Source organism: Arthrobacter sp. TMS2-4, from assembly GCF_054511075.1.
Genome location: NZ_JBTNDI010000004.1, coordinates 217,225 through 231,899, shown reverse-complemented (window position 1 = coordinate 231,899; position 14,675 = coordinate 217,225). Strand labels below are relative to the sequence as shown.

13 protein-coding genes are annotated in these 14,675 nt (G+C 68.0%); 3 read left to right on the top strand and 10 right to left on the bottom strand.

All coding sequences use genetic code 11. The features are described 5' to 3' along the window. Positions 1–10: 10 nt before the first annotated feature. Positions 11–1,204: a glycogen synthase gene (gene glgA, locus ACX80F_RS08075; protein WP_459335866.1), complete on the top strand. Its 1,194-nt coding sequence runs from the start codon at positions 11–13 to the stop codon at positions 1,202–1,204. Between the two features lie 69 nt (positions 1,205–1,273). Here glgA and manD read toward each other — a convergent pair whose 3' ends face one another. From manD to ACX80F_RS08035, 8 genes are all read right to left on the bottom strand, one after another. Next, positions 1,274–2,503, bottom strand: coding sequence for a D-mannonate dehydratase ManD (manD, locus tag ACX80F_RS08070; RefSeq protein ID WP_459335865.1), 1,230 nt, complete (start codon positions 2,501–2,503; stop codon positions 1,274–1,276). Positions 2,504–2,517: 14 nt separating this feature from the next. Further along, on the bottom strand, positions 2,518–3,489 hold the full coding sequence (locus tag ACX80F_RS08065) for a sugar kinase (protein ID WP_459335864.1): 972 nt from the start codon (positions 3,487–3,489) through the stop codon (positions 2,518–2,520). Next, positions 3,486–4,124, bottom strand: a complete 639-nt coding sequence (locus ACX80F_RS08060) for a bifunctional 4-hydroxy-2-oxoglutarate aldolase/2-dehydro-3-deoxy-phosphogluconate aldolase (RefSeq protein WP_459335863.1) — start codon at positions 4,122–4,124, stop codon at positions 3,486–3,488. Before ACX80F_RS08060 ends, ACX80F_RS08065 begins: the two co-directional genes overlap by 4 nt. Positions 4,125–4,138: 14 nt before the next feature. Continuing rightward, positions 4,139–5,284 carry a galactonate dehydratase gene (gene dgoD / locus ACX80F_RS08055; protein WP_459335862.1) on the bottom strand — a complete coding sequence of 382 codons (1,146 nt, stop codon included), beginning with the start codon at positions 5,282–5,284 and terminating at the stop codon, positions 4,139–4,141. After that, complete coding sequence (locus ACX80F_RS08050; RefSeq protein WP_459335861.1) at positions 5,265–5,798, bottom strand: gluconokinase; 534 nt, start codon at positions 5,796–5,798, stop codon at positions 5,265–5,267. Before ACX80F_RS08050 ends, dgoD begins: the two co-directional genes overlap by 20 nt. A 3-nt stretch (positions 5,799–5,801) precedes the next feature. Further along, a complete protein-coding gene (locus ACX80F_RS08045) occupies positions 5,802–6,698 on the bottom strand; it encodes a carbohydrate ABC transporter permease (protein ID WP_459335860.1) in 897 nt (298 codons plus the stop codon). Then, a complete protein-coding gene (locus ACX80F_RS08040) occupies positions 6,695–7,636 on the bottom strand; it encodes a carbohydrate ABC transporter permease (protein ID WP_459335859.1) in 942 nt (313 codons plus the stop codon). Before ACX80F_RS08040 ends, ACX80F_RS08045 begins: the two co-directional genes overlap by 4 nt. A gap of 95 nt (positions 7,637–7,731) precedes the next feature. Beyond that, positions 7,732–9,039, bottom strand: coding sequence for an ABC transporter substrate-binding protein (locus ACX80F_RS08035; RefSeq protein ID WP_459335858.1), 1,308 nt, complete (start codon positions 9,037–9,039; stop codon positions 7,732–7,734). Between the two features lie 154 nt (positions 9,040–9,193). Between ACX80F_RS08035 and ACX80F_RS08030 the strand changes: the two genes are divergently transcribed. Next, on the top strand, positions 9,194–9,964 hold the full coding sequence (locus tag ACX80F_RS08030; protein ID WP_459335857.1) for a FadR/GntR family transcriptional regulator: 771 nt from the start codon (positions 9,194–9,196) through the stop codon (positions 9,962–9,964). Positions 9,965–10,374: 410 nt separating this feature from the next. On the opposite strand, the gene ACX80F_RS08025 is transcribed toward ACX80F_RS08030, so the two are convergent. Both ACX80F_RS08025 and ACX80F_RS08020 read right to left on the bottom strand, forming a co-directional pair. Further along, positions 10,375–12,513 (bottom strand): acyl-CoA dehydrogenase family protein, encoded by a 2,139-nt coding sequence (locus ACX80F_RS08025; RefSeq protein WP_459335856.1) that lies wholly within the window; start codon positions 12,511–12,513, stop codon positions 10,375–10,377. Beyond that, a complete protein-coding gene (locus tag ACX80F_RS08020; RefSeq protein WP_459335855.1) occupies positions 12,510–13,295 on the bottom strand; it encodes a TetR/AcrR family transcriptional regulator in 786 nt (261 codons plus the stop codon). Before ACX80F_RS08020 ends, ACX80F_RS08025 begins: the two co-directional genes overlap by 4 nt. A gap of 64 nt (positions 13,296–13,359) precedes the next feature. On the opposite strand from ACX80F_RS08020, the gene ACX80F_RS08015 reads away from it, so the two are divergent. Continuing rightward, positions 13,360–14,673, top strand: coding sequence for an acetyl-CoA C-acetyltransferase (locus tag ACX80F_RS08015; protein WP_459335854.1), 1,314 nt, complete (start codon positions 13,360–13,362; stop codon positions 14,671–14,673). Positions 14,674–14,675 lie beyond the last annotated feature (2 nt).

The following is a 14,675-nucleotide window of genomic DNA, read 5'->3' as shown; positions in this document are numbered from 1 at the left end:
CGTTGGGTGGGTGCGAGTAGACATTGTGACCAAGGAGTTCCCGCCCGAGATCTACGGTGGCGCGGGGGTGCACGTCGCCGAGCTCAGCAGGGTCCTCGCCCCGCAGGTCGACCTCCGGGTCCACGCGTTCGGGGCGCCCCGGCCGGCCGAGTACCACGGTGCCTCCGTGCTCTCCTACGGCGTGCCGGAGGGCCTCGTCGCAGCCAACCCTGCCGTCCAGACCCTCGGCACGGACCTGCAGATGCTGGACGCGATGGCGGGCGCGGACCTCGTCCACTCCCACACCTGGTACGCCAACATGGCAGGGCACCTGGTGTCGCTCCTGCACGGCATCCCGCACGTGCTCAGCGCGCACAGCCTCGAGCCGTTGCGCCCGTGGAAGGCCGAGCAGCTCGGCGGCGGCTACGCGGTGTCCTCCTGGGTGGAGAAGACGTCCTACGAGGCGGCGGCCGCCGTCATCGCCGTGTCCGCGGGTATGCGGGCGGACATCCTCCGGAGCTACCCCGACGTCGACCCCGGCAAGGTCCACGTGGTCCACAACGGGATCGACGTCGCCCAGTGGTCCCGCGACGAGGACGACGACGCCCTCCGCGCCCACGGGATCGACCCCGACCGCCCGAGCGTGGTCTTCGTAGGGCGCAACACGCGGCAGAAGGGCGTCCCGTATCTGCTCCGTGCGGCCGCGCACCTGCCGCCGGACGTCCAGCTCGTGCTCTGCCTCGGAGCCGCGGACACGCCCGAACTGGCCGCGGAGACCGAGGTGCTCATCTCCGCGCTGCGGGAGGAGCGCGGCTCGGTGGTGCTCATCGAGAAGATGCTCCCGCGCCGGGACGTCGTGCAGATCCTGAGCCACGCCACCGTCTTCGCGTGCCCGTCCATCTATGAGCCGCTCGGGATCGTCAACCTCGAGGCGATGGCCTGCGGCGCCGCCGTCGTCGCGTCGGCGACCGGTGGCATCCCGGAAGTGATCGACGACGGCGTGACCGGCACCCTCGTGCCCCTCGACCAGGTGCAGGACGGCACCGGGACGCCCCTGGACCCGGAACGGTTCGTCCAGGACTTCGCCGCCGCGCTGAATGCCCTCGTGGGCGATCCTGCGCGGGCATCGGCCATGGGCGCCGCGGGTCGCCGGCGCGCGGAACGGCACTTCGACTGGGGCTCGATCGCCGAGACGACCCTCGGGGTGTACCGCAGCGTCCTCTGACCCGATCCTCAGGGGCGGGCTTGATCCTCGATCGGGACCATGGCTGTGATCAGAGGCTTTCGTCCTCCGTCACCAGTCGTGGATCGTCCCGTCCTTCAGCCGGTTGAAGGGGAGGTAGGCGGGCGTGTAAGGGTGCATCGCCGCCGCCTCCATGTTCAGTTCCACGCCCAGACCCGGCTGGTCGCCGGGATGCAGGTGGCCGTCGGAGAAGGTGAACGACTGCTCGAAGACCGTGTTCGTCAGGTCACCGTGGCGCATGTACTCCTGGATTCCGAAGTTGTGGATGGCCAGATCGAGATGCAGTGCGGCCGCCATGCCCACCGGAGAGATATCCGTCGGACCATGGATGCCCGACTTGATCTGGTACTGGGCGGCGAAGTCGAGGATCTTCTTCATCGCACTGATTCCGCCGGTGTGGGTCACGGCGGAACGGACGTAGTCGATGAGCTGTTCCTGGATGAGCGTCTGGTAGTCCCATACGGTGTTGAAGACTTCGCCGATGGCCAGGGGAGTGGTGGTGTGCTGCCGGACGAGCCTGAGGGCGGCCTGGTTCTCGGCGGGCGTGCAGTCCTCGAGCCAGAAGAGATCGAAGGGCTCGAGTGACTTGCCGAGACGGGCCGCCTCGATGGGAGTCATCCGGTGGTGCCCGTCGTGGAGAAGCGGCAGGTCGGGTCCGAACTCGTTGCGGACCGCTTCGAAGACGGTGGGAATGTGGCGGAGATACGCTCGTGTGTCCCAGTCCTCCTCGGCGGGCAGCGCCGCGCGCTGGGCCGGCTCGTAGTCGTACCGGGCGCCGCCCGACGTGGGCTGGGCGGCCACACCGTACACCGCGTCGATGCCTGGCACTGCGGTCTGGATGCGGATGGACTTGTAGCCGAGCTCGAGGTGCTCGTGCACCGAGTCGATGATCTCCGGTATGTCCCGACCGCTCGCGTGACCGTAGGCCCGCACCGCGGTCCGGCTCGCCCCGCCCAGGAGCTGGTAGAGCGGCATGCCGGCTGCCTTCGCCTTGATGTCCCAGAGAGCGACGTCGACCGCGGCGATCGCCGCCATCGTCACTGGTCCGCGCCGCCAGTAGGATCCGCGATAGAGGAACTGCCAGGTGTCTTCGATCTGGTGGGCGTCGCGCCCGATGAGCAGTGGCACCACATGGTTCTCGAGGTAGGAGGCCGCGGCCAGCTCCCTGCCGTTCAGGGTGGCGTCGCCGAGTCCCGTCAGGCCCTCGTCCGTAGTGATCTTCAGGGTGACGAAGTTGCGGTCCGGACTGGACACGATGACTTCTGCGGAACGGATCTTCATGGTCGTCCTTCTGACTAGCGGATTGTTGTTCCGGACGGCTGGCCCAGCAGGGCCAGTTCTTTCCTGGTCGGGAGGCACTCCCAGTCGGTGCTGTCGGAGACGGCGAAAGCCCCGAGCGCCACACCGCGGTCGAGGCGTTGGCCCAGCGGTCGCCCGTCCAGGGATGCCGACAGGTAGCCGGCGGTGAAGGCATCACCGGCACCCACCGTGTCGACGACGGGCACGTCCAGCGCGTCCCGGTGCTCGACGGAGCTCGGGGTACCCCCAGCGAGGTCCCACCCCGTCGCGCCCGCGGCGCCCCGCTTCACGACGACCTCCTGCACGCCCAGCCCGCCCAGATGCTGCACCGCGTCCTCCTCGCCGCAGCCCGACGGACCGAGCAGGAGCAGTTCGTCCTCCGACGCGATGACGAGATCGGCGTAGGCCGCGAGTCGTGCCAGGACCTCCGAGGCATCGTCCTTCCCCCAGAGCTTCGAGCGGTAGTTCACATCGAAGGACACCGTGATCCCGGCGGCCCGGGCCTGGCGGACGGCAGCCAGACTGGCGGCGGCCGCACTGTCGGACAGAGCAGGAGTGATGCCCGTGAGATGCAGGATGCGACTTCCGGACCGTACGGCGCCGTCGAGGTCGTCGTGCCCCATTGCTGATGCGGCAGAACCGGATCGGTAGTAGGCGGCCTGTGAGACGCCTGCGCCCTGCGACTCCAGGATCATCAGACCGGTCGGACGCCCGGGGTCGATGGACACGGCGTCGGTCAGAACGCCCTCCCCGCGAAGGGTTCGGAGCGCGTACTGCCCGATGCCGTCGTCGCCCAGGCGCCCGGCCCACCGGACCGAGTGGCCCAGGCGCGCCAGCCCGATCGCGACGTTCGTCTCGGCACCACCGAGCGACATCGCCATCGCTCCGCCCATCCGCAGTGGACGCGGGGTGCGGATGGAACCCATGGTCTCGCCGAAGGTGAGGACATCCACGGTCTGCGAGGTCACGGAACCGCGCCCTTCACCGCGATGAGGAAGCGTTGGGCGCGGAGGCGCAGGGCGTCGAGGTTCCCGCCCGTTGCAGCATCGCCGATCAGGGGTGAGCCGACTCCGACGGCAAGCGCACCCTTCTCGAGGTAGGCGACTGCAGCCTCTTCATCGACGCCTCCGACGGGCACGAACGGGATGTCGGGAAGGGGGTCACGGAGTGCCGCGAGGTAACCCGGTCCCCCGAGGGAGGCGGGGAACAGTTTGACCGCCGCGGCGCCCTGGTCCATCGCCGCGAACGCCTCGGAGGGCGTCAGTGCCCCGGCGAGGACCGGGAGCCCGGCTTCGGTAGCGGCGGCGAGCGAGGGGCTGGACGCCGGCGTGACGACGAATTCGGCGCCGGCACCGGCAACCCGTCGGACGTCGTCAGCGGTGAGGACTGTTCCCGCCCCGATGTGGGCACGACCGTCCGCCTGCTTCACGATGCGCGCGATGACGTCCACGGCATCGGTCGAGGTCAGGGAGACCTCGAGGTACCGGACGCCCTCGTCCATCAGTGTCATGGCTGCACGAAGGCAGGCGTCGGGGTCGGTGCCCCGGATGATCGCCAGGAGGCGGGAGCTCCGGAGTCCGTCCAGGAAGCTGGAGGTGTCCATAGGGGGTCCTTTCCTTACCATTCCGCGAATGCGCCGTCGTCGTGCCGCCAGACGGGGGAGCGCCACGCGTGGCCGCTCTTGTCGGCGCGCCGGACGGCGGCTTCGTCGATGTCGATGCCGAGCCCCGGGCCGGTGAGACGTTCTACGGAGCCGTCGATGAACCTGAGGGGTGTCTTGTCCAGAACGTAGTCGAGCACCTCCGCACCCCGGTTGTAATGGATCCCGATGCTCTGCTCCTGGATGAGGAAGTTCGGGGTGGCGAACCCGACCTGCAGGCAGGCCGCGAGCGCCAGCGGGCCGAGCGGGCAGTGCGGGGCGAGCTGCACGTCGTAGATCTCGGCGAGGGAGGCGATCTTGCGCACCTCCGTGATACCGCCGGCATGGGAGAGGTCGGGCTGAGCCACCGCGATGCCGGCCTGCAGGACCGGCAGGAATTCCTGCCGGTTGTAGAGCCGCTCCCCGGTTGCGATCGGGATCGACGTGGAGCGTGCCAGCCCTCCGATCAGGTGCGAGTTCTCCGGGACGGTGGGTTCCTCGAGGAACAGGGGGTGGAACTGTTCGAGAAGCGGGGCCACCCTCCGCGTGTTGGCGAGGGTGAAGCGGCCGTGGAAGTCGACGGCGACGTCCCGGTGGGGACCCAGGACCTCGCGGGCGGCCGCTACGCGCTGCACGACGTCGTCGATCTCGGCGACGCTGGCTATGGGGCTCATCCGCCCGCTGGCGTTCATCTTGACCGCAGTCAGTCCGACCGCCATCTGGGCGGCGACGGCATCGGCGATCTCGGCCGGCTCATCGCCTCCGATCCAGCCGTACATGCGGATACGGTCCCGGACGTGCCCGCCGAGGAGTTGATGGACGGGCACCCCGAGGGATTTGCCGGAAATGTCCCACAGGGCCTGATCAAGTCCCGCGACCGCACTGGCCAGGATGGCTCCTCCCCGGTAGAAGGATCCCTTGGTCATGACCTGCCAGTGGTCCTCGATCCGGAGCGGATCAGCGCCGATCAGCAGTTCCGACAACTGGTCGACGGCGGTCCTGACGGTCTCCGAGCGTCCTTCCACGACGGGTTCTCCCCAGCCGACGATTCCCGTGTCCGTCTCCACGCGGACGAACAGCCAGCGGGGCGGGACGAGGAAGGTCTCAATCCTGGTGATACGCACGCATCCTGCTTTCGTTGATGAAGATCGCGACGTCCGCGACGAGGTCCTGCGGAGGCGCCCCGACGTCGAGGACGATCCCGTTCTCCCCGTCGTCGAGGTGCTCGAGGGTGAGGTACTGCGAGTCGAGGAGGGATGGCGGCATGTACTCGTGTTCGCGCAGCGAGATTCGTGCGGCGATGAGGTCCTGCGGTCCGTACGGGTGCACGAAGACGACGCCGGGCGCGTACTCGCGCAACAGGTCGCGGTAGGTCCGCTTGAGGGCGGAACAGGCGACGACGATCCCGCCTGGGGTGCCCTCCGAGAGTCGTTGCCCGACCGCGCGGAGCCAGGGCAGGCGATCGTCGTCGGACAGGGCGGTCCCCGCGGACATGAGCGCCCGGTTGCGTGCGGGGTGGAGGTCGTCGCCGTCGACGAAGGGGATGCCGAACCGGTCCGCGAGCATCGAGCCGAGCGTGCTCTTGCCGCACCCCTGGACCCCCATCACCACGATGACGGGAGGCCGGCCGTTGTCCACGCCCTATCCCTTCGTGGCGCCGGCGGTCAGCCCGGACACGATGTATTTCTGGGTGAACAGGGCGATGACCATGATGGGGATGGTCACGACGACGGATGCCGCCATGAGTCCTCCCCAGTCGATGCTCGCGTAGGCCACGAAATTGAAGATGGCCACCGGGAGCGTCTTCGTGTCGGCGCCGGACAGGACGAGCGCGAACATGAAGTTGTTCCAGGAGAAGATGAACGCCAGGATACTCGCGGTGGCGATGCCGCCGACGGACAGCGGCAAGGTGACCCTGAGGAACGCACCGATGTGGGTCAGCCCGTCCACTCGCGCCGCTTCCTCCAGTTCGAGGGGCATCGAGTCGTAGTAGGACATGAGGATGTAGACGATCAGCGGAAGCGCCACGAACATGTGGGACAGGATCAGGACGCTGTAGCCGCCGACCATCGAGAGGTTCGAGAACACGTAGTACCAGGGAACGAGCAGGCTCACCCCGGGGATGATCCGGGCCATGAGGACCACGAGCGCAGAGCGCCGCATCACGAACCGGCTCATCGAATAGGCGGCAGGGATGCCGATGATGAGGGACAGAGCGGTCGAGGCGAACGCGACCCAGAAGCTGTTGAAGACGAACGACAGGTAGTTGTTCCGACCGAGGACGGTCTCGTAGTTGGCTGTGGTCGGGGTGAAGACGAGCGTCTTGGACGCATCGTAGATGTCCACGTTCGTCTTGAGCGAGGCGAGGAACATCCACACGAGCGGCGCGATGAAGGCGGCCACCACGGTGATGAGGGCCACCACGCGGAACACCTTGTAGGCGCGGGAGCGGAAGGGCTTCCGGCGCCGGGTCCTGGCACCCGAGAGCGCCGCCCGATCGGAGTTCGGCTGGATCACCGCAGGTTCGGCGAGACTCATTTCTGGACTTCCTTCCGGCGGCGGGTCAGGACGAACATCACGGCGACGATGATGAGGAAGAAGATGATCAGGACCGTCGAGGACAGGCCGTAGTCGTTGTAATCGAAGCTGAGGCCGTACGCGTAGATGTTGAGCGTCTCGACCTCGTGGAAGGACCCACCGCCGCGGCCCTTGGTCGCGTACAGGAGGTCGAAGGTCTTCAGCGCGTCGATGCTGCGGAGCAGGATCGCCACGATGATCGTGGGCATGAGCAGGGGGACGGTGATGAACCGGAAGCGCTGCCAGGCGGTAGCGCCGTCGATCCTCGCGGCCTCGTCCGGTTCGTCGGACAGGGAGGTGAGTCCGGCGAGCAGGATGATGACGACCATCGGCGTCCATTGCCAGATGTCGATGAAGATGACGGTCGGCAGGGCGGTGTTCTGCCCGGACAGCCAGGGCTGGGGAGGAATCCCGACGAACCCGAGCATCTGGTTGGCGAAGCCGATGTTGGGGTCGAAGATCAGCCGCCACATCATGCCGACGGCCACCGGAGTGGCGACGAGGGGCAGGAGGATCGCGACGCGCACCCACTTCTCACCCTTGAACGGGCGCCAGAGCAGCAGGGCGATCGCCATGCCGAGGACCAGCTGGACGGCCAGGGCGACCGACGTGAAGATGAACGTCCGGGCGACGGCGGGCCAGAAGCGGTCGGTGTCCGTGAGGACCTCGGCATAGTTGGCGAATCCGATGAAGTCGGACTCTGCGCGGACGGAGCCGGAGGCGTCGGTGAGGCTGAGGTAGAGCGTCCAGCCCAGGGGGAACACGATGAGGACCGCGACGAAGATCATGGCCGGGGCGGCGAACAACCACTTGCGGTGCTCGTTGGCCCAGTCGGAGTAGGCCTTCCACGCGTTCTGTTTCTGCGGGATTTTCTTGGGGGGAAGTGCGGCGACTGCCATGATCCACGTCCTCGGGGATGTCGACTAGGGGAAGGTGCTGGGCGCCGGCCGTCGCCGCCGCCGTATCCGGCGACGACGACAGTCGGCAGGTGACGCTATTCGCGCTCGTCGTCGAGGAACTGCTGGAACGCCTCGTCGGCCGAGTCCGCCGCAGCGTCGACGTCGCCGTCCGTGATGCCGACGACGATCGGGTCGCCGACGATCTCGCGAGCCTCGCCGACGTTGATGACGAGCGGACGGTCGTGTCCCACGCCGTTCTCGGCGCTCACCTCGATAGCGGCGGCGAGGTCAGCCGGGTAGGTCTCGGTGCCGGCAGGGTCCTGCCAGACCGAGTTGCGGGGGCCGGGCACACCCTCCTGCTGGATCTGCATCACCATGTCCTTGCTCGTGGCCCATTCGATGAACTTCCACGCGTTGTCCTGGTTCCCGGATGCCTCGTTGATGCCGAGACCCCACGAGGGGACGTTGTAGGGCTTGGATCCGGCAGGACCCGCCGGCATGGGCGCGAAGCCCACCGTCTCGGCCACCTGTGAGTTCGCGGGGTCGGTGGCGTTCTGGTAAAGGCTGTCCGCCTCGGTGTAGAACGCCGCGCCACCCTGGGTGAAGATGGCCATTGCTTCGGGCCAGCTCATGTCGGTGCTCACGTTCGCGGGTCCGTAGTCGTTGATCATGCGGCCGTAATAGGCGTATGCCTCCTTGGCCTCGGGTGATGCGACGGCGGAGTGGCCCTCCTCGTCGATGAAGTCGCCGCCGAACCCGTACAGGAAGCTGGAGAACTGTGTCACGGCGGGCGATTTGCCCGTGCGCGCGACGAAGCCGGCGATGTCCGGATTCTGCTCCTTGATCAGCTTGGCGGCCGCTTCCAGCTCCTCGAGCGTCTCGGGTACCTCGAGTCCGGCCTTCTCGAGGAGATCCTTGCGGTAGTAGAGGACCTCGCGCTCCGTGATGGTGGGAACCCCGACCACCTGGTCCTCGAAGGTGGTGGAGTCCACGGGACCCTCCTGGAAATCGTCCCACTCCCAGTCGGGGTTGGAACTGACGCGCTCGGTGAGATCCGCGAGGTACCCGTTCTGCGCGAACAGCTTGCCCTCCTGCAGCGGCCGATACATCATGACGTCGATCTCGTCGGTCCCGGCGTTGAGCTGCACGTTGTACTGCGCCGACAGCTGGTCCTCCCCGAGCTGGGTCACTTCGACGGTCAGTCCGGTTTCCTCCTCGAACTGGGGGATCGCTTCGACGATGGCGTCGGTCCAGACATGGTTGGCGAGGGTGACGCGGACCGTCTCGGATCCGGCATCGCCTTCCCCGCCCCCACCTCCGCTGCTACAGGCTGCCAGTGATCCTCCGGCCAGGACGGTCGTCAGTACCGTCATCGCGAGGACGCGTGCGTTTTTGCGTTCCACGTTTTCTCCACTTCTCTTCATTGAGGAGCGCCTCCGGGCAGAGGCGCTGGGACTGGATGCGCGTTAGATCTGCTGTAAGACATCACAGTAGTGTCATAAGTCATACTTTTGAACCCTTCGGGTTCGACAGATCTGACCTTGCTACGCTCACTCCATGAACCTCTCGCCCTCGCCAGCCGAAAGGCCGGGGACTGGCCTTGGACTTCCTCCCTCCCTCGACCTGCATGCCACAACGGTCGACCGACTCGGTGTGGCCATGTGCAGCGGGGAGATGGCGAGCGGATCCATCGTCCGGATCGACGAGCTCGAGGAACGGTTCGGCGTGTCGCGTTCGGTGGTGCGCGAGGCCCTGCGGGTCCTGGCGTCGATGGGCATGGTGGCGTCGCGTCGGCGCGTGGGGGTGCAGGTCCGGCCTGCGTCCGAGTGGAATCTCTATGACCCGCAGGTCATCAGGTGGCGGCTGGCATCGCACGGCCGCGTGGCCCAGCTGCGGTCGCTGACGGAACTGCGCACCGCCGTCGAGCCTCAGGCCGCCTCGCTGGCGGCGCTGCGGGCGCCACTGTCCAGCGCAAGCGAGCTGGTGGGGCTCTCGGGGAAGCTCTGGGAAGCCGGGCGCAACGGAGACACCGACCTGTTCCTGCAGCTCGACATCGAGTTCCACCGCCTCGTGCTCGTAAGCTCGGGCAATGAGATGTTCGGGATGCTGGACTCTCTTATTGCGGAAGTCCTGACCGGCCGCACCCATTACGGGCTGATGCCGCAGCACCCCCACGAGGAAGCCCTGCAGATGCACGTGGATGTGGCCAGTGCGATCCAGCGCGGCAACTCTGCCGATGCGCATGCGGCGATGCTGGCCATTATGACGCGCGCCATGGCCGAGATGAGCACGCTCTGGGACGAGGAAGCGCACAAGCCGGCATCATGAAGTGCAGGGGGACTTCATGCGTTCACTCGTCGGCACCCTTCGGAGGTCTCTTCCGCCCGACGGGCGACTGGTGGCGATCGACGGCGCCGACGGCAGTGGCAGGACGTCCTTCGCGGCCGACCTCGTCGCCGAGATCCACGATCGCCCCGCGATAGTACGCGGGAGAGGCACGCGGAAGGGCGGCACTCGCCGGAGGGATTCTGGACGGACGCCCATGACTACGTGGACAACACGGATTTCACCGCTCCGCGGATCATCTCCTCCGGAGCGGTCCCGGCTCTTCGATGACGGGACTCGATGTCTCCATCATGAGAAGGACCTCCGTGCTGGGTGGAGCTGTAACGCCCCACCGCGCGCGGAGGTCCTCCCGGGTCATGCGGCCCGACCGCTGATCGGCCGGGCGCCGCACCCTAGCCCGCGGCGGGGGACGACGCCTGCCTCGGAGCCTTTCTCGTCTGCTTCGCCTTCTTCTCCCGGGAGTCCCGGGCCAGCAGCGTCTTCTCGTCGATCGGCGCATCCCCGCTGGCCCGCCGCCGCCGCATGTACTCGGCCGCCTCCTCCTGGCGTTCCTGCTCCGCGCCGCTGGCGATCACCGAGCGCAGGTGCTCCTGGCCGTAGCCGAACGACTGCACGAGGTCCACGGCGTGCGGGCGGATCTTGACCAGCAGGCGGTTGATGTAGCCGTCGAGCGTGCGCGCGCGCTGCGCGGAGAGGCGCCCGTTCATGAGGAACCATGCCAGGTCCTTCTCGATCAGGCACAGGCCGAAGAGATCCCGCAGGCGGGTGAGTACCTGGCGGGTGCCCGGATCGGTGACCCGGTGGACGCCGCGCGTGAATGCCTCCCACTGCAGCAGCTCGGCGTGGGCATGAGCCACCTCGATGAGCTCGTTCTGGTGTTCGTTGAAGAGCGCGGCGGCCTTCTCCTGCGACATCCCCTTCGCGCCCCGCAGGGCGGTGGCGAGTTCGGCGACGCGGGACTGCACCCGGTCGGTCAGCAGATCGTGCTGAGTCTCCTCGTCGCGCAGCGCGATAGCCGACTTCTTGCCCGAGCCGGTGTCCGCGAGGGTCTGGGCGACGCGGCGCAGGCCCGAGCGATGCAGTGTCCTGCCCGCGGCCTGTGACACCACGTAGCGGGCCAGGACCCCGAAGTCGACGCCCTTGAACTCCTTCGCGTAGTCCGTCAGGAGCCGCTTGGCGACGAGCTGCAGCAGGACGTTGTTGTCGCCCTCGAAGGTCACGTACACGTCGAGATCCGCGCGCAGCGAGGTGAACCGGTTCTCCACTAGGAAGCCCTGCCCGCCAGTCGCCTCACGGCACTCCTGCAGGGTGTCCAGGGCCAGCCAGGTGCTCAGGGGCTTGAACGCGGCGGCGAGCGTCTCGAGGTCCTCGCGGTCCTCGTCGGTGTCGTGTTCGCCGGAGAAGACGCCGTCGAACTTCTCGAGCAGCTCCTCGTGCGCGAAAGACGCGGCATAGGTCGCGGCGAGGCGCGGCAGGAGCCGGCGCTGGTGTCGCTGGTAGTCCATCAGCACCTCCTCCTTGAGGTTGGAGGACGCGTTGAACTGGCGGCGCTGCGTCGAGTAGGTGATCGCGGCCGTGAGTGCGAGCTTGCTCGCGGCGACCGCCGCGCCGTCGAGCGAGACCCGCCCCTGCACCAGGGTCCCGAGCATCGTGAAGAAGCGGCGCCCCGGGGAGGTGATGGGCGAGGTGTACGTGCCGTCCTCGGCGACGTCGCCGTAGCGGTTCAGCAGGTTGGTGCGGGGGATCCGGACACCGGTGAAGTGCAGGCGACCGTTGTCGATGCCGTTGAGGCCACCCTTGATGCCGTCGTCCTCGCCGCCCACGCCGGGCTTGAACGAGCCGTCCTCGTTGCGCAGTTCCACGTAGAAGCCGTGCACGCCGTGGCTGACGCCGTTGGTGACGAGCTGGGCGAACACGACGGCGGCCCGCCCGTCGATGGCTCCGTTGCCGATGTAGTCCTTCCACGCTGCGCGGAACGGGGTGTCGATGACGAACTCGTCGGTGGCCGGGTCGAACGTGGCAGTCGTGGCGATGCTCGCGACGTCGCTGCCATGGCCCGTCTCCGTCATGGCGAAGCAGCCGGGGATCCGCATGTCCATGATGCCCGGAAGCCAGGCTTCATGGTGCTTCCCGGTGCCGAGGTGCATGACCGCCGAGCCGAAGAGGCCCCACTGCACGCCCGCCTTGATCTGCAGCGACGGGTCGGCGACGACGAGTTCCTCGAAGCCCGCGACGTTTCCGCCGTGGTCGTCATTGCCGCCGAGCGCCACGGGGAACGCGCGGTGGACGGCCTGCTGCTCCACGAGGTAGTGGAGCTGGTCGAAGCAGCGCAGCCGGTGATCGGTGTGCGTCAGCCCCTCGATCTTCTGGACCTCGGGACGGCCGGCGAGGTCTCGCGCCGTCCGTCGGATGTCCGCCCAGCGGCCGAGGAGCAGTTCGCCGAGCTCGGCGGTGTCCACGGTGGCCTGCTCGTCGTCCGTGATGGGGGCCGTGGCGGGGATCTGCTGCGGCCGGGTGATGGTCTGGGTCATGGCGTGTCCTTCGCGCTGGTGGGGGGATGGGGGGCTGCCGGGGGCACCGATGCCTCGTACCGGCTGATGCCGTCGAAGAGCCAGCCGGTGATGTGCCGGGCCATCTGGTCCTCGGTCGGTTTGTCGGGGGTGTCGGGGGCTGAGAGCCAGTGCTCGCCGGCGGCCCGGACCATGCCGATCGCCGCCGCGGGCCAGTATGCCGGGGCGGCGTCGTCCGGGGCCGAGGGCCGGTCGGGGGAGAGCAGGTAGCCGCGCATGGGACGCGCGATCATCTCGGTGACCGCAGCGAGGAAGTGGGCGAGGGTGTCCTGCCCGCCGTCGGTTGCTGGAAGCCCGGGGGCGGCCGCTGCGGACGCCGCCGAGGATTCGGCGATGCCGACGCGCGTGACGAAAGCGTAGACGTTGGGCGAGGTGCGGGCCATCTGCAGGTAGGCGAGCACCATGGCGTACAGGCCTTCCCGCGGAGTGGGGGCGGCGTTCGCCGCGTCGAGCACCTTCTGCTGCATCTGGCCGATGACGACCTCGGCCATCGCCCGCTGCAAGCCGGTCTTGTCCCCGAAGTAGCGGTAGTACACGGACTTCGAGGTGTCACCGGCCGCGGCGATGTCCTCCATGGACGCCCCGGGACCCAGGGCATCCACTGCGCGCCTCGCGGTCTTGATCAGTTGGCGCCGCCGCTCGGCCCGGTGCTCCTCCCATCGACTGGATCTGCCGTCCTGCAGGGGAGCCACCCCTCCGGCAGTCTTTCCGGAGGCGTGCTTCAAGGCATCGGCAAGCTTCATGATACCCAGCGTATCAGGTACGCTAGGTATCGGTAATCCACCCTCTCGCACCAGGAGCACTTCCATGGCAGATCAGGCCGGGCCGCACAACGCCGCCCAAACACCGCGCACGGCAGTCGTCATCGGCGGCAATCGCATCCCCTTCGCCCGCTCCGGGGGCGCCTACGCCTACTCGTCCAACAAGGACATGCTCATCGCCGCGCTGGACGGCCTCGTGGCGCGCTTCGGCCTGCAGGGCGAGCGCATCGGGGAGGTCGCCGCCGGCGCGGTCCTCAAGCACTCCCGCGACTTCAACCTCACGCGAGAGGCAGTCCTCGGTTCGGCGTTGTCCCCGGAGACCCCCGCGTACGACCTGCAGCAGGCCTGCGCCACGGGCCTGGAAACCGTCGTCGGCCTCTCGAACAAGATCAAGCTCGGCCAGATCGACTCCGGCATCGCCGGCGGTGTGGACTCCGCCTCGGACGCCCCCATCGCCGTCAGCGAAGGTCTCCGCCGCGTGCTCCTCGACCTCTCGCGGGCCAAGACCACGCAGCAGAAGATCAAGGCCCTCGCCACGCTCCGCCCGAAGGACCTCTCGCCCAACGCGCCCACCACGGGAGAACCCCGCACGGGCCTGTCCATGGGCGAGCACCAGGCGCTCACGACCGCAGCCTGGGAGATCACGCGCGAAGCGCAGGACGAACTCGCCTACCGCAGCCACCACAATCTCGGCGACGCCTACGACCGCGGGTTCTTCTCCGACCTCATGACGCCGTACCGCGGCCTGACGAAGGACGCCAACCTCCGGGCGGACACCTCGCTGGAGAAGCTGGCGACCCTGAAACCCGTCTTCGGCAAGGGCCTCGACACCCCGGCCACGATGACCGCCGGCAACTCGACCCCGCTCACCGACGGTGCCGCCGTCGTCCTGCTCGGCAGCGAGGAGTACGCGAGGGCCAACAACCTCCCGATGCTCGCGAACATCGTCGACGCCGAAGCGGCGGCCGTGGACTTCGTCACCGGGGAGGAGGGCCTCTTGATGGCACCCGTCCACGCCATGCCCCGCCTGCTGCAGCGCAACGGCCTCACTTTCGAGGACTTCGACTTCTTCGAGATCCACGAGGCCTTCGCGGGGACGGTCCTCAGCTCCCTCGCGGCCTGGGAGGACGCGGACTACTGCAAGCGCGTCCTCGGACTCGACGGCGCCCTCGGCAGCATCGACCGGGCGAAGCTCAACGTCAACGGGTCCTCCCTCGCGGCCGGCCACCCGTTCGCGGCCACAGGCGGGCGCATCGTCGCCTCGCTCGCCAAGACCCTCTCCGAGCAGGGCGGACGCGGCCTCATCTCCGTCTGCGCCGCCGGCGGCCAGGGCGTCGTCGCGATCCTTGAGGCGAGGTAGGC

What these genes read in the sequence shown, in the direction of transcription:
- manD (WP_459335865.1), bottom strand. Translation starts at nt 2,503, where the DNA reads ATGAAGATCCGTTCCGCAGAAGTCATCGTGTCCAGTCCGGACCGCAAC.
- ACX80F_RS08060 (WP_459335863.1), bottom strand. Translation starts at nt 4,124, where the DNA reads ATGGACACCTCCAGCTTCCTGGACGGACTCCGGAGCTCCCGCCTCCTG.
- ACX80F_RS08045 (WP_459335860.1), bottom strand. Translation starts at nt 6,698, where the DNA reads ATGAGTCTCGCCGAACCTGCGGTGATCCAGCCGAACTCCGATCGGGCG.
- ACX80F_RS08040 (WP_459335859.1), bottom strand. Translation starts at nt 7,636, where the DNA reads ATGGCAGTCGCCGCACTTCCCCCCAAGAAAATCCCGCAGAAACAGAAC.
- ACX80F_RS08030 (WP_459335857.1), top strand. Translation starts at nt 9,194, where the DNA reads ATGAACCTCTCGCCCTCGCCAGCCGAAAGGCCGGGGACTGGCCTTGGA.
- ACX80F_RS08025 (WP_459335856.1), bottom strand. Translation starts at nt 12,513, where the DNA reads ATGACCCAGACCATCACCCGGCCGCAGCAGATCCCCGCCACGGCCCCC.
- ACX80F_RS08020 (WP_459335855.1), bottom strand. Translation starts at nt 13,295, where the DNA reads ATGAAGCTTGCCGATGCCTTGAAGCACGCCTCCGGAAAGACTGCCGGA.
- ACX80F_RS08015 (WP_459335854.1), top strand. Translation starts at nt 13,360, where the DNA reads ATGGCAGATCAGGCCGGGCCGCACAACGCCGCCCAAACACCGCGCACG.